This is a genomic window from Sphingomonas hominis (genome assembly GCF_013328205.1).
GTDB classification, from domain to species: Bacteria; Pseudomonadota; Alphaproteobacteria; order Sphingomonadales; family Sphingomonadaceae; genus Sphingomonas; species Sphingomonas hominis.
The window spans coordinates 60,750-77,630 of the sequence record NZ_JABULH010000006.1; the positions used below are offsets into that span (position 1 = coordinate 60,750).

The window sequence follows — 16,881 nt, forward strand, 5'->3', positions numbered from 1 at the left end:
ATCAAGCGGAAACGCATTGAAACGGCCTGAACGGCTCCGGTCAACGAAGCCGCAACGCCTGAGCCAAGTTCAGCCGACCAGTGCGCGGTCGCGCAGCCCGCGCCACACGCGCAGAGCCTGCACCGTCTCCACCACGTCGTGAACGCGCATTACTTGCACTCCCGCCTCGGCCCCCTTGAGCGCGAGCGCGACCGAGCCGCCGAGCCGTTCGGCGACCGGTGCCTCGTTCGACAGCGCGCCGATCAGCCGCTTGCGGCTGGCGCCGAGCATGATGGGACAGCCGAGGCCGTGGAAGATCGCGAGGTTGTTCAGGAGCGCGAGATTGTCGGTGAGCGATTTGCCGAAACCGATGCCGGGATCGACCATGATGCGCGCGCGGTCGACGCCGCCCGCAACCACCGCGTCGACGCGCGCTTCGAGCCAGTCGAACACCTCCGTCACGACGTTGGCATAGCCGGTGCCGCCGTGCGGGCCGCTCTTGGGATCAGGCGAGTGCATCAGGATGACGGGTGCGCCGCTACGTGCGACGACGGGCAGTGCGCGGTCGTCCCACAGCAGCGCGGCGACGTCGTTGACGATGCCTGCGCCGGCGGCGAGCGCGGCGTCCATGACGCCTGCCTTGCGCGTGTCGACCGAGACGAGAACGCCGGCGGCGAACAGGCGCTCGACCACCGGGGTTACGCGGCGGGCTTCGTCCTCTTCCCACACCAATGCAGCGCCGGGGCGGGTCGACTCGCCGCCGACATCGACCAGCGCGGCACCCGCGGCGGCCATGGCGACGCCGGCGGCGGCCGCCGCGGCTGGGTCGTCATGGGTCGCACGGCCGTCGGAGAAGCTGTCGGGCGTGACGTTGAGGATGCCGGCGACCTGGGGCTGATCGAAACGCAGCGTGCGGGGCCCGAGCTGCCACGCAGGGCGGGGTGCGGTGATGCGCGCGTGGAGCGTCGCGGCACGCGCGCCCAAGCCGGTAACCTCGGTGACAGGCACGGTGTAGCGGCGCCCGACGTCCAGCACCTCATAGGCGGCGAACCATTGCATCCCGCCCGCGAGCCGCGCCGCCGCGCCGTCGACGTGCGCGGCGGGGGTGTCGACGAACTGGACCGGCCGTAGGTGCATGAGTGCCCTCTTACGGCTGTGTCGCGAGCAGATAGGTTTGGCGCACGGCGTCGATCGGGCGCAGCGCGCCCTCGACCTCCTGATGCCAGAAGGTCCAGCCGTTGCAGGCGGGTGCGTTCTGCAAGGCGGAGCCGAGCTTGTGGATCGATCCGCTGGCGCCGCACGCCGACAACAGGCTGCCGTCGGCGCGGACGGTGGCGGTGAAGCGACGCTTCGCGTCGAAGAGCATTGTGCCGGGGGTGAGAAAGCCGTTCTCGACCAGCACGCCGAACGCGACCTTGGGTGCGCTGCGCGGGCTCTGCATCGTCGCGAGCGCGGATTCGTCGAGCGGCAGCGCGGCGGCGATCCGCTCCATCGCGGCATCGACGTAGCCGAGCTCGCGCTCGATCCCGATCCAGCGGCGGCCGAGCCGTTTCGCGACCGCGCCCGTCGTGCCGGTGCCGAAGAACGGGTCGAGCACGACGTCGCCGGGCTTCGTGCTGGCGAGCAGGATGCGGTAGAGCAATGCCTCGGGCTTCTGTGTTGGGTGGACCTTGACCCCGCCCTTCTTCAACCGTTCCTGCCCGCCGCAGATCGGGAACTCCCAGTCGGAGCGCATCTGGAGCTCGTCGTTCAGGGTCTTCATGCTGCGGTAGTTGAAGGTGTATTTCGCCTTCTCACCCTTCGACGCCCAGATCAGCGTCTCGTGCGCGTTGGTGAAGCGCGTGCCGCGGAAGTTGGGCATCGGATTGGCCTTGCGCCAGACGATGTCGTTGAGGATCCAATAGCCGAGATCCTGCACCGCCGCGCCGACGCGGAAGATGTTGTGGTAGCTGCCGATCACCCAGAGCGTGCCGTCGTCCTTGAGGATGCGGCGTGCCTCGGCCAGCCAGGCGCGGGTGAAGGCGTCGTAGGAGGCGAAGCTGTCGAACTTGTCCCACTCGTCGGTGACCGCGTCGACGTGGCTGCCGTCGGGACGGTTGAGGTCGCCGCCGAGCTGGAGGTTATAGGGCGGATCGGCGAAGATCATGTCGACCGATTTGGCGGGCAGCGCGCGCATCGCGGCGACGCAATCGCCCATCACGATCTGGCCGAGCGGGAGCGGCGACTCCTCCGTGGCGACCGCGCGCTTGGCCCGCGCGACCTTCGTTAACACACCCATCGAACAGCCCCCTTGAACGACCCCTACCGTGCGGGAAAGCGCGAGTCCGTCAAGCGTCGTTCGTCCACGATGCCGTGAGCCGAGTCCGCGCGGCGGCGGATCGAGCGGCACGCGCGGGCAGATGTTGAGTCAAGCCGGCGGCAGCGGACTCAACGCATTGTGGTGTGGCACGGAAGACTCACCCGAGGCGGCAAATGCGAACGGCAGCTCGGCCTGCGCGACGGGAGCGAAGCTGCGGCGGTGAATCGGCGCAGGGCCGTGTTCGCGCAGGGCACGCAAATGCTCGGGCGCGCCATAGCCCTTGTTCGCGTGCCAGCCATAATGCGGGTACGCTTCGGCATGCGCGATCATGATGCGGTCGCGGGTGTGCTTGGCAACGATCGAGGCGGCGGCGATCGAGCGGCTGACCGCGTCGCCGCCCACGATCGGGGTCGCGGCATAGACCCAGCGCGGCAGGCGGTTGCCGTCGACCAGCACGTGGCCGGGCGCGTGGCCGAGTTGTGCGGCGAGCCGGTCGACCGCGAGCGTCATCGCCTTCATGGTGGCCCAGTAGATGTTCAACCGGTCGATCTCGTCCGCCTCGACGATCCCGATGCCGACCACCGCGCAGGCGAGCAGGCGATCGTGGAGGCGCTGGCGCTCACACGCCGACAGTTTCTTTGAATCGTCGATGCCGCGCGGGCACCCCTTGGCTGGAAGGATAACCGCGGCGGCGACGACGGGTCCGGCGAGCGGTCCCCTGCCCGCCTCGTCGACGCCCGCGACCGGCGGCAGGCACAGCTTTTCGTGGCGGAGAGCGGGCTTGGCGCGGGGCATCAGAGCCGCCACGGCGGAAAGCGGCGCTGCTCGCCCGTGGTGTAGAGGCGCAGCGCGTTGCCGGCGGGATCGGTGAGCGCGGCCTCGCGCCAACCCCACGGCTGGTCGAGCGCGTCAGCGACCGCGATCCCGGCGGCGCGCGCGGCGGTGACCGCGGCGTTGACATCGGCGACCTCGAGATAGACGATTGCGCGGCCGTCGATCTCGCCCGCTGCCTCGACCGACAAGGTGGTGCCGCCGGCGGTTTCGAAGCGGGCGTAGCGGCCACCGCTGTCGACGATCGGCGTGAGGCCGAGCGCGCGGTAGAAGGCAACGCTCGCGGCATGGTCGGTCGCGGGCAGCGTCACCTGGTTGAGCGTCGCGCGGGCGCCCGGCACGTCGCGGACCTGCGCGTGCCCCATCGGTCCGTGGCCTGCGCCCAGCCCCGGCGCTTCGCGCAGGGCGAGGCGGACGAACAGGCGCGCGCGCTGGATCGCGTCGACCAGCGACAGCCCGCGACCCAGCCCCTCGGCAATCGCGCTCGCCAGCGTGCAGCCGGTGCCGTGGGAATGGGCCGTGTCGATGCGCGGCGCGGACCAGCGGGTGACCTGGCCGTCGGGGGCGATCAGGCGATCGACCACGATGTCGCCGGCGGCGTGGCCGCCCTTGACCAGCAAATGCGTGCCCGCTTGCGCGGCATAGTCGATCGCCGCAGCCTCGACCGCGTCGTCGGACAGGTCGAGCCGACCGCACAGCACGCGGAACTCGGGCAGGTTGGGCGTCACCAAGGTGGCGAGGCGAGCGAGACGCTGCATCGCCAGGATCGTGGCGTCGTCAGCCAGCACCGCGCCGCTGGTCGCGACCATGACGGGGTCCAGCACGATGCGGTCGCCGTAGCGGCCCGAGGCGAGTTCGTCGGTGACCGCGTGCGCGACCGCTGCACCGCCGAGCATCCCGATCTTGACCGCGTCGACACCGATGTCAGCGGCGACGCACGTCATCTGCTGCACCACGAAGGCGGGCGGAACGGGGTGGACGCCCTGTACCCCCAGCGTGTTCTGCGCGGTGAGCGCGGTGACGGCGGTCATCGCGTGGCCGCCGAGCATCGTCACCGTCTTAATGTCGGCCTGGATGCCCGCACCCCCACCGGAGTCAGAGCCGGCGACGATGAGAATGCGTGGGATGATCTGTGTCATTCTGGGACGAAGTGGAGGAAGTGGAGGTTCAAACGCATGTTTTCCACTTGAGCACGGGTCGGCGTAGCGCGGGCGCGCGTAGGGGCGAGAGGGGTCATCGCGGCATCATGCCAGCGTGGGCGTGGGTAGGACAGTCGTCGCAGGCATGAGCGGGCCGGTAGCAAGGCGGGGGCGAAGCAGCAGCTCCCGCCATCAATGCGGACGGTGGTGGCGGGTGGTCGAGGCAGGGTGCCGCGCCAGCGCATCGTCGACGCGCGCGGGGCGATCGAGCAGCTCGCCGCCGCAATCGGAGCAGCGCTCATCGAGCGCGTCGGCGCAATCGGCGCAGAAGGTGTTCTCCAGCGAACAGATAAACGCGCCGCCCTCGTCGGCGGGCAGATCAACGCCGCAGCGTTCGCAATCGGGGCGCATCTCGAGCATGGCGACGAGATAGCGACGCGGGGGTGCGGGGGGAAGTGGCGAGTGAGGCAACCCCTCGATCGTTGAGGCCAATGTCGCATTGTGGTGGAAAGCGGACGTGCGGACCGACGCGTTGTAGTAAGAGCAATCATTCCATTGAGCGTAGAGGCCCGTAGATGCGCTCCCATGCTCTCTGTTCACCACATCTGCCCTCCTGACACATCTGTGTTTTATCCAATATCCTGCGAACAGCCTCAAGCGGTTGGCATGGAGCCTGCGGGTTATGGCTCAAGATGATCGGCGGGGCAGGAATTAGTGATTCGTTGATCTGAACATACTTCTTCAAATCGGCCTGGCTGACGATTGCCTTATTGAAGCTGATAAGACCATCTTGAGTAACAAGGATGTTCGTCTGCACCGGGTCGATCCCTCTTGTGAGATATGAGCCGAGCGGCCAAGCTCGCTCCTTGCTCACGCATGCTGTCTTGTTTGAGACGCTGCAGGCGGACAGCAGAATAGCAACGGAGGCGATTGATAGGAGCGATTGTAGCATCACTCGAACATAGCCGACCGCTGAATGTCGGCAATTGGGCGAAAGCAGACATTGCTATTGCACGTTGGTGTCGGCCACGTCGATGCGCCCTTACCCCGCGCGCCTGACCGCGTCGCAGATCGCGTCGACGATCTGTTCGACCTGCGCGCGGTCGTCGGCTTCGGCCATCACCCGGATCACAGGTTCGGTGCCCGAGGGGCGGATGACGAGGCGGCCGGTGCCGTTCAGGGCGGCTTCGGCGCGGGCGATCTCGGCTTGGACGGCCTCGGTCTCCAAGGGCTTGCCGCCGGCGAAGCGGACGTTCTTCAAGAGTTGCGGGACGGCGTCGAAGCGGTGGAGCACCTGGCTGGCGGGCTGGCCGGCGCGCTTGACCTCGGCCAAGACTTGCAGCGCGGCGACGAGGCCGTCGCCGGTGGTGGCATAGTCGGACAGGATGATGTGCCCAGACTGCTCGCCGCCGACGTTGTAGCCGGCGCTGCGCATCTTCTCGAGCACGTGGCGGTCGCCGACCTTGGTGCGCACCAGGCCGAGGCCTTGCGCGGCGAGGTGGCGCTCTAAGCCAAGGTTCGACATGACGGTGGCGACGAGGCCGCCGCCCTTCAGCCGGCCGGCGCGTGCCCAGCCCTCCGCGATCGTTGCCATCAGCTGGTCGCCGTCGACCACGCGACCGCGCTCGTCGACCACGATCAGCCGGTCGGCGTCGCCGTCGAGCGCGATGCCGATGTCGGCGCGGGTTTCGAGCACCTTGGCCGAGAGCGGCTGGGGGTGGGTCGAGCCGATCTTGTCGTTGATGTTGAGGCCGTTCGGCGCATCGCCGATCGCGATCACCTCTGCGCCCAGCTCCCACAATGCCTCGGGCGCGACGTTGTAGGCCGCACCGTTGGCGCAATCGATCACCACGCGCATCCCGTCGAGGCGCAGATCGGCGGGAAAGGTCGTCTTGGCGAAGTGGATGTAGCGGCCGCGCGCGTCCTCGATCCGCTTGGCGCGGCCGATCTGCGCCGCGGGGGCGAGCGGCACGTCGTCACCGTCGATCAGCGCCTCGATCGCTTCCTCGTCCTCGTCGGACAGCTTGAACCCGTCGGGGCCGAACAGCTTAATGCCGTTGTCGGCGAAGGGGTTGTGGCTGGCGGAGATCATCACGCCCATGTCGGCGCGCATCGACGCGGTGAGCATCGCGACCGCGGGGGTGGGCATCGGGCCCACCAGGGTGACGTCCATGCCGACGCTGGTGAAGCCCGCCTGCAGCGCGCTCTCGATCATATAGCCCGACAGGCGCGTGTCCTTGCCGATCACGACGCGGTGACGGTGGTCGCCGCGCGCGAAGTGGCGGCCCGCCGCCATGCCGACGCGCATCGCCATCTGCGCGGTCATCGCGCCCGCGTTGGTAAGCCCGCGTATACCGTCGGTGCCGAAATACTTTCTTGCCATGACGCCTTCCATCCGCTTCGCGCTTTACGGCTCATAACCAGGTGCGGTGAAAAGGGCGATAATGTCGCAGGCGACCCGAATATTACTCTCGCTCGTCGTTGGGCTGTCGGCCGGGATCGCGCTGGCGGCCTATGCGCCGGGCGCGGTGCCGCAGGTGGCGAGCGTGGCGGAGCCGATCGGTTCGGCCTGGCTGCACGGGTTGCAGATGACGATCGTGCCGCTGGTCGTGTCGCTGCTGGTGACGGGCGTGGCGGCAACCGCGGAGGCCGCCAAGGCGGGGCGGCTGGCGGCGCGCGCGATTGCGCTCTACGTCGGCTTGCTGTTCTGTTCGGCGGCGGCGGCGGCGCTGCTGACGCCATTGTTCCTCCAACTGGTGCCATTGCCGGCGGAGTCGGCGGCGGCGCTGCGCGGGGCGCTGTCGGGCGCGCAGGCGATCCCGGAGGTGCCGCCGCTGGGCGAGTTCCTGGCAGGCGTGGTGCCGTCGAACGTCGTCAAGGCGGCGGGCGACAATGCGTTTCTGTCGCTGATCATCTTCACGTTGGTGTTCGCGTTCGCGCTGGGGCGGATCGAGCCCGAGTTGCGGGTACTGCTGACCAAGTTCTTCACCGCGCTGCGCGACACGATGCTGGTGGTGATCGACTGGGTGCTGTGGATCGCGCCGGTGGGCGTGTTCGCGCTCGCTTTGGTGGTCGGCGCGCGCGCTGGCACGGGCGCGTTCGGCGCGCTGGTGCATTACGTGCTGACGGTGATCGCGGTCGGGCTGGTGGTGTCGTCGTTCGCTTATCCGCTGGCGCTGCTGGGCGCGCGCTTGTCGCTTGGGCGCTTCGTCAAGGCCGCGTTGCCGGCGCAGGTGGTGGCGATCAGCACGCAATCCTCGCTCGCCTCGCTGCCGGCGATGCTGGAGGGGACGCGCGCGCTGGGCGTGCCGGTGCGCGTCGGCGGGGTGACGCTGCCGCTGGCGGTGGCGGTGTTCCGCGCGACGGGGCCGGCGATGAACCTGGCGGTGGCCATCTATGTCGCGCGCTGGTTCGGGGTCGAGTTGACCGCGGGCACGCTCGCGACCGCGACGGTGGTGGCGACGCTGACGTCGCTCGGATCGGTCAGCCTGCCGGGCACGGTCAGCTACGTCAGCGCGATCGCGCCGGTGGCGGCGACCCTGGGTGCGCCGGTCGCGCCGCTGGGATTGCTAGTGGCGGTCGAGACGATCCCCGACATCATCCGCACCGTGGGCAACGTGACGATGGACGTCGCCACCACCGCGCTCTTGGGACGCGGGGCGGAACCGGAGGTGGAGGACGACGGGCTGGTTGAGCTGCCCGCCTGATGGCGGGCGCCGGGGTGCCAATATGGAAGCGCCCCGACCGCCCGCTTAGCCGAGCAGTTGTTCGGCGAGCTTGGTGTGTTGCTCGTCGGCCTGTTTCGCCTCGTCGGCGGACGATTTCATGTCCTGCGCCACGTCGTCGAGCCCGAGCGTGCGGGTGTAGCTCGCCATCGTGCCGAACGCGGCGATCCAGTAATGCAGCGCGAGCTGTCCGCTGGCGATGATACCCAGGTCGCGCGACTGCTCGTCTGTCGCCTGCTGCCGTCTACGGCGGCTGACCGCGTAATGCGCTTCCAGGATCGGATTGTCCTGCTGGTCGCCGCCGGCCTGTTGCAGCGCGCGGTCGATCCGGTCGGCCCACTCTCTGGACGTGCGATTGCCCTCGTCCAGCGCAGCCTTCAGATCGGGGTGCGTCGCGTCCTGGGCGATCTCGTCGGTGGCGCGCGCGGCAACGTCACTGCCCGCCTTCATCGCCGCTAGTCCTTGCGACACGAGCGCCTTGAGATTGTCAGCCATGATCGATGCTCCATGCGGGCGGAGTGGCCCGGTGCACGTGGCGGGTAGCTCGCCGGCGGCGGGCTGGTTCCCAGGCGCAGGCGAACGGTGCGACGAAGCGGGCGCGGTGGCGGTTGTTGCGCGCGTGTCGCTGATCTCGGTCAGGTCGGTGGGGCAGTGAGAGCGCCCGCTTGACCGATTGCCTGCGACTCCTTACTGACAATCGTGTCAGTAAGGAGTCGATCACGTGGCTATCCTTCCTCCCTTTCCGGGCACCGACGGCAAGCGCGACTGGCGCACCGCGCTCGACGCGATTAAGAAGTTGATGAACAACGGCGACGACACGCAGCAGGTGTTCCGCATCATGCGCGCGCTGAACGTCGGCAACGCGCCGCAGAATTACGCGCGGCTGATCGCGACCGAGCGCGGCGGGCGGATTGCGCAGGACCATGTCGAACTGGCCGAGCGTTTCACCGATCCGGCGTTCGTCGCCAGCTTCGCACCCGGCACGGTCGGTGCCGCGTACCGGCATTTCCTGGAGACCACGGGCTATTCGGCCGACGGGCTGGTCGCGGTGAGCAAGCTCGCGCCCGACGAGGACGACATGGTTCACCCTTATGCGTGGATGGGGCGGCGCATCCGCGACACGCACGACATCTGGCACGTGCTGACCGGTTATCAGGCGGACGAGAGTTTGGGCGAGGCGGCGCTGGTCGCGTTCAGTTTCGCGCAGGTCGGCGGGCTCGGCTGGGCGTTCATCGCAGGCGCGGCATCGCTCAAGAGCCTGAGCGTGACCAAGGGTACCGCGTTCGCCAAAGCCGTGATCGAGGGTTATCGCCACGGCCGTGCGGCGAAGTGGATCTCGGGCGAGGATTACCTGGAGCTGCTGCACGAGCCGATCGACGAAGCGCGGCGGCGGCTGAACATCAAGGAACCGGTGGCGTACCGCCGCGCGCAACGCGAACTGGGGCCGGCGATGGCGTCGTACCTGAGCGCGCAAAAGGAGCGCGCGGGCGCGGCGGAGCCGGAGCGGCTGGCGGCGTAACGCTGGGTTGCGGAGGGGTGGCACGCCGGGCGGCGCTCGCGCTCGATTGTCGCGGGAGGCCGTACCCTTCCAAGGACAACGGTCGGTCGCGCGCGCGACGGCGTCACGCCGTGCGTGCGTGCGGCGCGGCTTTGCGGCGATGTGGGTAGCCCGATTGCGGCCATCCGATCGCGGCGGTTTAGCTTATTGCTCCGGCCTGCATGACTTCCGCAGCTTCGTCCGCGCGATGCCGTCGGACACTGTCGCGTGACCTGAGAAGCGGACCTCAGCCGACGGCCACGCCCTTCCAGAAGGCGACGCGACCGCGGATCGCCTCCGCTTCCTTCTTGGGGTCGGAATAATACCAGGCCGCGTCGGTGTTGACCGCGCCGTCGACGTGCAGGCTGTAATAATGCGCCGTGCCCTTCCACGGACAGACGCTGGTCGTATCGCTTGGACGGAGCAGCGATGCGTCGACGCTCTCGAGCGGGAAGTAGTGATTACCCTCGACCACCACCGTGTCGTCGCTGCTGGCGATGCGCGAACCGTTCCATTTTGCCTCAACCATCATGCACCTCTCTGAATGACGGGCAGGTCGGCATCCGCATTACGTGCGTCAAGTTCATCACCGCTCGCCCGACGTTCGTTTCCCGATCCCGCTTCGCGCGACACTGGATGGACGCTGGTCTGATCGAGTGCGACACGAATGGTCGTCCCCCTCGCCCGGCAACTCGGCTGCTGCATCGGCGCGCGGGCGCGTCGCCGCCGACCTAGCCGGAAGAGGCGGTTGTCGGGTGGCGGCAAAGCGCGCTATCGCCGGGCGCGATGCTGTCGCGGCTGGTGCTCACCGACTTTCGCAATCATGCGGACTTGGCACTGGCGCCTGACCAAGGCTTCGTGGTGCTCACCGGGCACAATGGCGCGGGCAAGACCAACGTGTTGGAAGCGGTGTCGCTGTTGGCGCCGGGGCGCGGGCTTCGCCGCGCGAGCCTGTCGCAGATGGCGCGCCATGATGGACCGGGCGGGTTCGGGGTCGCGGCGACGCTGGACGACGGGGTCGAGGTTGCGACGGGCACGCTGGCGGCTGCGCCCGAGCGGCGCGTGGTGCGCGTCAGCGGTGCGAACGCGAGCGCGGGCGCGCTGGCGGAGCGATTGTCGATCCTGTGGCTGACCCCGGCGATGGACCGGCTGTTCGTCGAGCCGGCAGGCGAGCGGCGGCGCTTTCTCGACCGGTTGACGCTGGCGCTGCTGCCCGGCCACGCGAGCGAGACGCAGCGCTACGAACGCGCGATGCGCGACCGCAACCGGTTGCTGGCCGAGGAGGCGGCGGAGCCGGTGTGGCTGGACGCGTTGGAAGCGCAGATGGTGCGCCACGGTGTCGCATTGGACGCCGCGCGGCGGACCACGGTCGCGGCGCTGGAAGAACGGTTGGCGGGTGCGAGCGCGGTCGATTTCCCGCGCGCGTCGATTGCGCTGGACGGGTGGTCCGACGAGCCGGCATCCTTCGCCGCGGCCTTGCGCCAGGGCCGCGCGCGCGACGCCGCTGCGGGCCGCGCGCTGGTCGGCCCGCACCGCGTCGATCTGGTCGTCACGCACGTCGACAAGGGCGCGCCGGCCGCGCTCGCCTCGACCGGCGAGCAGAAGGCGTTGCTGCTCGGCATGGTGCTGGCACACGGCGAGCTGGTCGCGGAGCGGCGCGGCAGCCCGCCGGTGCTGCTGCTCGACGAAGTGGCGGCGCACCTCGACCCTGCGCGGCGCGGCGCGCTGTTCGCGCGGCTGGCGGGACGCGGGCAGGTGTGGATGACGGGGACCGAGCGCGCGCTGTTCGACGCGGCGGATGGGGCGATGCACGTCGAGTTGTGAGGTGCGCTACGCGGCTGCCGGACGGGTTGGGGTGCGTGTGGCATGGCTGAGCGGTTTGGTGCGAGGAGGCAAGTAAGTGTTCGTGCCGGCCTGTCCGCCTCGCCTCACCGATTTAGAAATAGGCCGCGACGCACGACGGCTTAGTCTCAAGAACGCGGTTCAGCGTTGGTGCGAGCGCTGCACGAACCCTCTACCCACTCCCAGCCCCTCCCTTGCAGGGAGGGGAGCAGGTTGGTCGTCGCGGAAGTAATGGGCAGCAAGAATGCCGTTGCGATGGATGGTTGGGCTTCAAGCTTTCGGGAGGCGTCCACCGCATCGTTCGACGAGCGTGCGGTTCGCCCTGTCGGAGCCCGGCGGCGGATGCGCGGGACGGAACGGTTGCGGGGACGGCCGGTTAGGCGTTGACGAGGGCGGTGGCGGGTCTAGCCTCGCCGGGATGATCGAGGACAAGCGCGCATGAACGACAGGACGCTTCGCCCGCTCGGCGCGGTCATCGCGCGTTCGCGGCCGATAGCGGGACCGGCTCGTCATCGGCGCTGACCTGCCCCGTGCCCCGCGTGATGCATCCGGCGCCGGCTCCGAGTGGCGCGGCGGGTGGCGGGTGGTCGTCGCCGCGATCCTGGGCGCGGGGTTCGGGCCGGGATTGTACCAGAATCTGTCGAGCCTGTTCACGCCGGGGCTGGAAGCAGAGTTCGGTTGGACGCGCGGGCAGATCTCGACCGCCGCCGGCCTCGCGCTGATCGGCGCACTGATCGCGCCGCTGGTCGGGCGCGTTGCGGACCGCGTGGGCGTGCGGCCGGTGATCGTCGCGTCGTCGGCGGTGCTGGCGGCAGGCTATCTGCTGCTGGCGAACGTCGGCGGCGCGATCTGGCATTATCAGGCGTGCGTGCTGCTGCTGGTGCTGGCGGTGCCGGGGACGAGCAGCCTGGTGTACGGCAAGATGATCGCGCTGCGGTTTCGCCAGCATCGCGGCACCGCGCTGGCGATCGCGACCTCGGGATTGGCGGTGGCGACGATCGTGGTGGCGCCGGCGCTCGGCTGGGTGATCCAGCATGGGGGATGGCGGCGCGGCTTCGTTGCCCTCGCGCTGGCGAGCGCGGCGGCGCTGCCGTTCATTCTGCTGGTGATCCGGCCGAGTTCGACGCTGGCCAAGCCGACGATCGCCGACGACGGCACGCCGCCTGATCCCACCGTGCGCGGGCAATCGCCGTCGGTTGTCGAGGGCATGACCGCGGCGGAGGCACGGCGCGATCCGCGTTTCTGGCGCGTGGTGGCGGCGGCGATGCTGGTCAATCTGGCGACCACCGGTCTGGTCACGCAGATCGTGCCGCTGGGGCTCGAACTGGGGCTGGATAGCGCGGAAGCGGCGGTGCTGTTGACGAGTTTCGGGGTCAGCGCGATCGCGGGACGGTTGCTGATCGGGGCGCTGATCGACCGGTACCGGCCGCAACCCGCGGCGGCGGCATTCGCGCTCGTCTCCGCGCTGGCCTTCCTGGGGCTCGCCTGGGGATCGTCGCACGTCGCGGCCGTGCTGGCGCTGGTGTTCCTGGCGGGATTGATGAACGGGGCGGAGAACGACCTGTTGCCTTATCTGGCCGCGCGGTTGTTCGGGTTACGCGCTTACGGCGAGATCTATGGCAGCGCGATGCCGCTGACGCTGGTCGGCACCGCGATCGGGATCATCGGGTTCGGTCGGCTGCACGACATGTTCGGTGATTATGACGCGGCGTTGATCGCGGGCGCGGTGGCGCTGCTGGGCGCGGGCGGGTGCTTCCTGTCGCTGCGTGACCGCGATGGCGCGAACGGCATGAACGGCGACTGACGATCGCGTCCAACGCAGGTTAAACCAAGCGCCGACATACGCGTTCGCCTGCGGGGGTTTGCAGGAGTGAACGCGTGAAACATTGGACCATCTTAGCCGCCGGCCTCGCGACGCTGACCACCACCGCGTCGCCGGCGTTGGCGCAGGGACGCTGGGACTATCGCCCGGGCGACTATCGCCTGATCGGCGCGGGCGTCCGTTTGCTGGTGCCCGAGTTGCGCCGCAGCCCGCGCGGGCAGGCGTTCGTGATGCGGAACTTCGACCTCAATCGCGACGGGCGCGTCCAGCCGCGCGAGGCGCAGGCGGCGAACGAGGCGTTTCTGCGCGTGGCGGGTCCGAACCGCGCGCGCTATGCCTGGCCCGCGGCCGAGCGGGTCACCGTGATCGAGGAGACGCGCGTGGTGCCCGGCGGCGGCTGGGACCGGCGCGCGATGCGCGATTACGGGTTCCGCCAAACGCCGCGCGGCGCGACGCTGACGTTGCAGGAGGACGTGCTGTTCGCGACCGACAGCGATCGTTTGCGCCCCGGCGCGGTGGACAAGCTGCGCGCGCTGGCCAGTTACCTGCGCGACAATCCGGGCGTGCGCGTGGCGATCGACGGCTTCACCGACTCGCGCGGCAGCGATGCGCACAACCAGGACCTGTCGGAGCGGCGTGCCGCCAGCGTGCGCGCGGCGTTCGACCAGATGGGGGTGACGCGCGCGCGCTTCTCGGTCGTCGGGCACGGTGAGCGTGATCCGGTGGCGAGCAACGCGACTGCGGCTGGGATGCGGCAGAACCGCCGCGTCGAGGTGACGCTGCTGGGCCGGCGCGCGAGCGAGTTCGCGCGCTACTGAGCCAAGGGTGTGGAACGGGTGGAGGCACGGAAACTGTGCCTCCACCATTCGGTTGGGTTCACGCGCTGGTATCACCCCGAACGACCTGCGTTGCGGTTGAACCACCCGCCCCTGCCACGCACTGAACCACGGTGGTCGACGCCCGCGCCACGGCTGGCGGGCGCAAGGCGCAACATACCCATTTCGCTTCCGTTTCGGGCGCGGAATCCCTACATGCTGACCATGGCAGATACCCCTGAATCCGCGAACGCGAACGAATATGGCGCCTCCTCGATCAAGGTGCTCAAGGGCCTGGACGCGGTGCGCAAGCGGCCGGGGATGTATATCGGCGACACCGACGACGGATCGGGTCTGCACCACATGGTGTTCGAGGTGTCGGACAATGCGATCGACGAGGCGCTGGCCGGGCATTGCGACCGCATCGACATCCAGCTGAACGCCGACGGATCGGTCAGCGTGACCGACAACGGTCGTGGCATCCCGACCGGCATCCACCCGGAGGAAGGCGTGTCGGCGGCCGAGGTCATCATGACCCAGCTGCACGCGGGCGGTAAGTTCGAGAACACCAGCGACACCAACGCGTACAAGGTGTCGGGCGGGCTGCACGGCGTCGGCGTGTCGGTGGTCAACGCATTGTCCGAGTTCCTCGACCTCACGATCTGGCGCGACGGCGAGGAGCATTACATGCGCTTCGCGCACGGCGATGCGGTCGCGCCGTTGAAGGTCGTCGGCCCGGCCGCCGAGGGGCAGAAGGGGACGCGCGTCACCTTCCTGCCCTCGCCGTCCACCTTCAAGATCACCGAGTTCGATTTCGAGAAGCTTGAGCATCGCTATCGCGAGCTGGCGTTCCTCAATTCGGGCGTGCGGCTGTTCATCACCGACGCGCGGCATGAAGAGCCCAAGTCGGTCGAGCTCTATTACGAGGGCGGGATCGCCGCGTTCGTGAAGTATCTCGACCGCAACAAGGCGGCGCTGATGCCCGAGCCGATCGCGATCAATGGCCACCGCGACGACGTCGGCATCGACGTCGCGCTGGAGTGGAACGACAGTTACTACGAGAACGTGCTGGCGTTTACCAACAACATCCCGCAGCGCGACGGCGGCACGCATATCGCCGCCTTCCGCGCCGCCCTCACGCGCACGCTCAACAATTACGCCGACAAGACCGGGCTTCTCAAGAAGGAGAAGGTCACGCTGACCGGCGACGACATGCGCGAAGGGCTGACCGCGATCGTCTCGGTCAAGCTGCCCGACCCGAAGTTCTCGTCGCAGACCAAGGACAAATTGGTGTCGTCCGAGGTGCGCCAGCCGCTGGAAAGCCTGATGGCGGACAAGCTCGCCGAGTGGCTGGAGGAGAATCCGGCGCACGGTCGCGCGATCATCGGCAAGGTGATTGATGCCGCGGCGGCACGCGAGGCCGCGAAGAAGGCGCGCGAACTCACCCGGCGCAAGGGCGTGATGGACATCGCCAGCCTGCCCGGCAAGCTGGCCGACTGCCAGGAGCGCGATCCCGCCAAGTCCGAGCTGTTCCTGGTCGAGGGTGACTCCGCGGGCGGATCGGCCAAGCAGGGGCGCGACCGGCATTTCCAGGCGATCCTGCCGCTCCGCGGCAAGATCCTGAACGTCGAGCGCGCGCGCTTCGACCGGATGCTCGCCAGCCGTGAGATCGGCACGCTGATCCAGGCGATGGGTACGGGGATCGGGCGCGACGACTTCAACCTCGCCAAGCTGCGCTACCACAAGATCGTCATCATGACCGACGCCGACGTCGACGGCGCGCACATCCGCACGCTGTTGCTGACGTTTTTCTACCGCCAAATGCCCGAGATCATCGAGGGCGGTCACCTCTACATCGCGCAGCCGCCGCTCTACAAAGCGACCAAGGCGCGCAGCGAAGTGTATCTGAAGGACGATGCCGCGCTGGACGAATATCTGGTCGAGGCGGGCGTGGGCGCGACGATGCTGGAGACGGCGGGGGGCACGCGCTTCGACGCCGACCTTCGGCTGCTGGTCGATCACGCGCGGCGGATGCGGACGCTGATGCGCTACGTGCCCCGGCGCTACGACCCGGCGATTATCGAGACGCTGGCGCTGGGCGGCGCGCTCGATCCCGAGGCGTCGCGCGAGGCGCGGGTGACCGCGGTGGCCGAGGTGACGCGGCGGTTGGACCAGGGCGACACTGAGGCGACCTGGACCGCGCAGGTCACCGAAGAAGGCGGCATCCATTTCCAGCGGCTGTGGCGCGGGGTGACCGACCACCACATCGTCGAGGCGGCGTTCATCGCGTCTGCCGAGGCACGCAAGCTCCACACGCTCGCCGCCGAACAGGCCGATGCCTATGCGCAGGCGGCCAAGCTGGTGCGCTCGTCGCGCAGCGCGGCCGACGTGGTGGTCGAGGCGCCGGTCGATGCGGAGCAGACCGACGAGAATGGCGAGGAGACGGTGACGATCGCGAAAGGCGAGACGCTGGTTGCGCGGCCGTCGCAGTTGCTCGACGCGATCCTGCTGTCGGGGCGGCGCGGGCTGTCGATCCAGCGCTACAAGGGGCTGGGCGAGATGAACGCCGAGCAATTGTGGGAAACCACGCTCGACCCGTCCAACCGCACGATGCTGCGCGTCGAGATCGCGGCGGCGGACGCGGCGGACGACATTTTCACGCGCCTGATGGGCGACGTGGTGGAGCCACGGCGCGAGTTCATCCAGGACAATGCGCTGTCGGTGGCGAACCTAGACGTGTGAGCGCGGCGGGGAGCGGGTGTTTCTGCTCCCTGTTCCGGCGAGTTGAGGACCAACCCGAATGACGGATCGCCGAATATGCGGCGGTTGAGCGCGTATCAAGCATTCGGCGCGGCCGGTTCGTCTCGGCCCCGCGTGCGAACCTATTCGTGA

General features: G+C 68.8%; 15 protein-coding genes. 6 read left to right on the forward strand and 9 right to left on the reverse strand.

Going from position 1 to position 16,881, the window contains the following annotated elements; translation table 11 throughout:
• Positions 1–69 precede the first annotated feature (69 nt).
• The 7 genes from folP to glmM form a co-directional block, all read right to left on the reverse strand.
• Positions 70–1,116, reverse strand: a complete 1,047-nt coding sequence (gene folP, locus HRV97_RS13700; RefSeq protein ID WP_174194847.1) for a dihydropteroate synthase — start codon at positions 1,114–1,116, stop codon at positions 70–72.
• A gap of 10 nt (positions 1,117–1,126) precedes the next feature.
• Positions 1,127–2,257: a site-specific DNA-methyltransferase gene (locus tag HRV97_RS13705; RefSeq protein WP_281356822.1), complete on the reverse strand. Its 1,131-nt coding sequence runs from the start codon at positions 2,255–2,257 to the stop codon at positions 1,127–1,129.
• A 129-nt stretch (positions 2,258–2,386) separates the two neighbouring features.
• Entirely contained in the window at positions 2,387–3,073 is a 687-nt protein-coding gene (locus HRV97_RS13710; RefSeq protein WP_246248742.1) for a ribonuclease HII, read from the reverse strand.
• On the reverse strand, positions 3,073–4,248 hold the full coding sequence (thiD, locus tag HRV97_RS13715) for a bifunctional hydroxymethylpyrimidine kinase/phosphomethylpyrimidine kinase (protein WP_174194848.1): 1,176 nt from the start codon (positions 4,246–4,248) through the stop codon (positions 3,073–3,075). The genes HRV97_RS13710 and thiD overlap by 1 nt, the downstream gene beginning before the upstream one ends.
• 192 nt (positions 4,249–4,440) lie before the next feature.
• Positions 4,441–4,668 carry a DUF1272 domain-containing protein gene (locus HRV97_RS13720; RefSeq protein WP_174194849.1) on the reverse strand — a complete coding sequence of 76 codons (228 nt, stop codon included), beginning with the start codon at positions 4,666–4,668 and terminating at the stop codon, positions 4,441–4,443.
• Positions 4,669–4,795: 127 nt separating this feature from the next.
• A complete protein-coding gene (locus HRV97_RS13725) occupies positions 4,796–5,065 on the reverse strand; it encodes a hypothetical protein (protein WP_174194850.1) in 270 nt (89 codons plus the stop codon).
• Positions 5,066–5,290: 225 nt separating this feature from the next.
• The gene (glmM, locus tag HRV97_RS13730) at positions 5,291–6,631 is read right to left on the reverse strand and encodes a phosphoglucosamine mutase (protein WP_174194851.1); all 1,341 of its coding nucleotides are present in this window, start codon (positions 6,629–6,631) and stop codon (positions 5,291–5,293) included.
• A 61-nt stretch (positions 6,632–6,692) separates the two neighbouring features.
• Here glmM and HRV97_RS13735 point away from each other — a divergent pair, with 61 nt between their 5' ends.
• On the forward strand, positions 6,693–7,955 hold the full coding sequence (locus HRV97_RS13735) for a dicarboxylate/amino acid:cation symporter (RefSeq protein WP_174194852.1): 1,263 nt from the start codon (positions 6,693–6,695) through the stop codon (positions 7,953–7,955).
• Positions 7,956–8,000: 45 nt separating this feature from the next.
• Here HRV97_RS13735 and HRV97_RS13740 read toward each other — a convergent pair whose 3' ends face one another.
• Positions 8,001–8,468: a DUF892 family protein gene (locus HRV97_RS13740; RefSeq protein ID WP_174194853.1), complete on the reverse strand. Its 468-nt coding sequence runs from the start codon at positions 8,466–8,468 to the stop codon at positions 8,001–8,003.
• Positions 8,469–8,694: 226 nt separating this feature from the next.
• Between HRV97_RS13740 and HRV97_RS13745 the strand changes: the two genes are divergently transcribed.
• Positions 8,695–9,492: a Coq4 family protein gene (locus tag HRV97_RS13745; protein WP_174194854.1), complete on the forward strand. Its 798-nt coding sequence runs from the start codon at positions 8,695–8,697 to the stop codon at positions 9,490–9,492.
• 265 nt (positions 9,493–9,757) lie between these two features.
• On the opposite strand, the gene HRV97_RS13750 is transcribed toward HRV97_RS13745, so the two are convergent.
• Entirely contained in the window at positions 9,758–10,039 is a 282-nt protein-coding gene (locus tag HRV97_RS13750) for a DUF427 domain-containing protein (RefSeq protein WP_174194983.1), read from the reverse strand.
• Between the two features lie 257 nt (positions 10,040–10,296).
• Between HRV97_RS13750 and recF the strand changes: the two genes are divergently transcribed.
• The 4 genes from recF to gyrB all read left to right on the forward strand — a co-directional run bounded on the left by recF (position 10,297) and on the right by gyrB (position 16,731).
• Positions 10,297–11,334, forward strand: coding sequence for a DNA replication/repair protein RecF (gene recF, locus HRV97_RS13755; protein ID WP_174194855.1), 1,038 nt, complete (start codon positions 10,297–10,299; stop codon positions 11,332–11,334).
• Positions 11,335–11,935: 601 nt separating this feature from the next.
• Positions 11,936–13,156: an MFS transporter gene (locus tag HRV97_RS13760; RefSeq protein ID WP_174194856.1), complete on the forward strand. Its 1,221-nt coding sequence runs from the start codon at positions 11,936–11,938 to the stop codon at positions 13,154–13,156.
• Positions 13,157–13,230: 74 nt separating this feature from the next.
• Entirely contained in the window at positions 13,231–13,992 is a 762-nt protein-coding gene (locus tag HRV97_RS13765) for an OmpA family protein (protein ID WP_174194857.1), read from the forward strand.
• 213 nt (positions 13,993–14,205) lie between these two features.
• On the forward strand, positions 14,206–16,731 hold the full coding sequence (gyrB, locus tag HRV97_RS13770; protein WP_425505782.1) for a DNA topoisomerase (ATP-hydrolyzing) subunit B: 2,526 nt from the start codon (positions 14,206–14,208) through the stop codon (positions 16,729–16,731).
• Positions 16,732–16,881: the final 150 nt, after the last annotated feature.

What these genes read in the sequence shown, in the direction of transcription:
- thiD (WP_174194848.1), bottom strand. Translation starts at nt 4,248, where the DNA reads ATGACACAGATCATCCCACGCATTCTCATCGTCGCCGGCTCTGACTCC.
- HRV97_RS13735 (WP_174194852.1), top strand. Translation starts at nt 6,693, where the DNA reads ATGTCGCAGGCGACCCGAATATTACTCTCGCTCGTCGTTGGGCTGTCG.
- HRV97_RS13705 (WP_281356822.1), bottom strand. Translation starts at nt 2,257, where the DNA reads ATGGGTGTGTTAACGAAGGTCGCGCGGGCCAAGCGCGCGGTCGCCACG.
- glmM (WP_174194851.1), bottom strand. Translation starts at nt 6,631, where the DNA reads ATGGCAAGAAAGTATTTCGGCACCGACGGTATACGCGGGCTTACCAAC.
- HRV97_RS13710 (WP_246248742.1), bottom strand. Translation starts at nt 3,073, where the DNA reads ATGCCCCGCGCCAAGCCCGCTCTCCGCCACGAAAAGCTGTGCCTGCCG.
- folP (WP_174194847.1), bottom strand. Translation starts at nt 1,116, where the DNA reads ATGCACCTACGGCCGGTCCAGTTCGTCGACACCCCCGCCGCGCACGTC.
- HRV97_RS13740 (WP_174194853.1), bottom strand. Translation starts at nt 8,468, where the DNA reads ATGGCTGACAATCTCAAGGCGCTCGTGTCGCAAGGACTAGCGGCGATG.
- gyrB (WP_425505782.1), top strand. Translation starts at nt 14,206, where the DNA reads ATGCTGACCATGGCAGATACCCCTGAATCCGCGAACGCGAACGAATAT.
- recF (WP_174194855.1), top strand. Translation starts at nt 10,297, where the DNA reads ATGCTGTCGCGGCTGGTGCTCACCGACTTTCGCAATCATGCGGACTTG.
- HRV97_RS13720 (WP_174194849.1), bottom strand. Translation starts at nt 4,668, where the DNA reads ATGCTCGAGATGCGCCCCGATTGCGAACGCTGCGGCGTTGATCTGCCC.
- HRV97_RS13750 (WP_174194983.1), bottom strand. Translation starts at nt 10,039, where the DNA reads ATGGTTGAGGCAAAATGGAACGGTTCGCGCATCGCCAGCAGCGACGAC.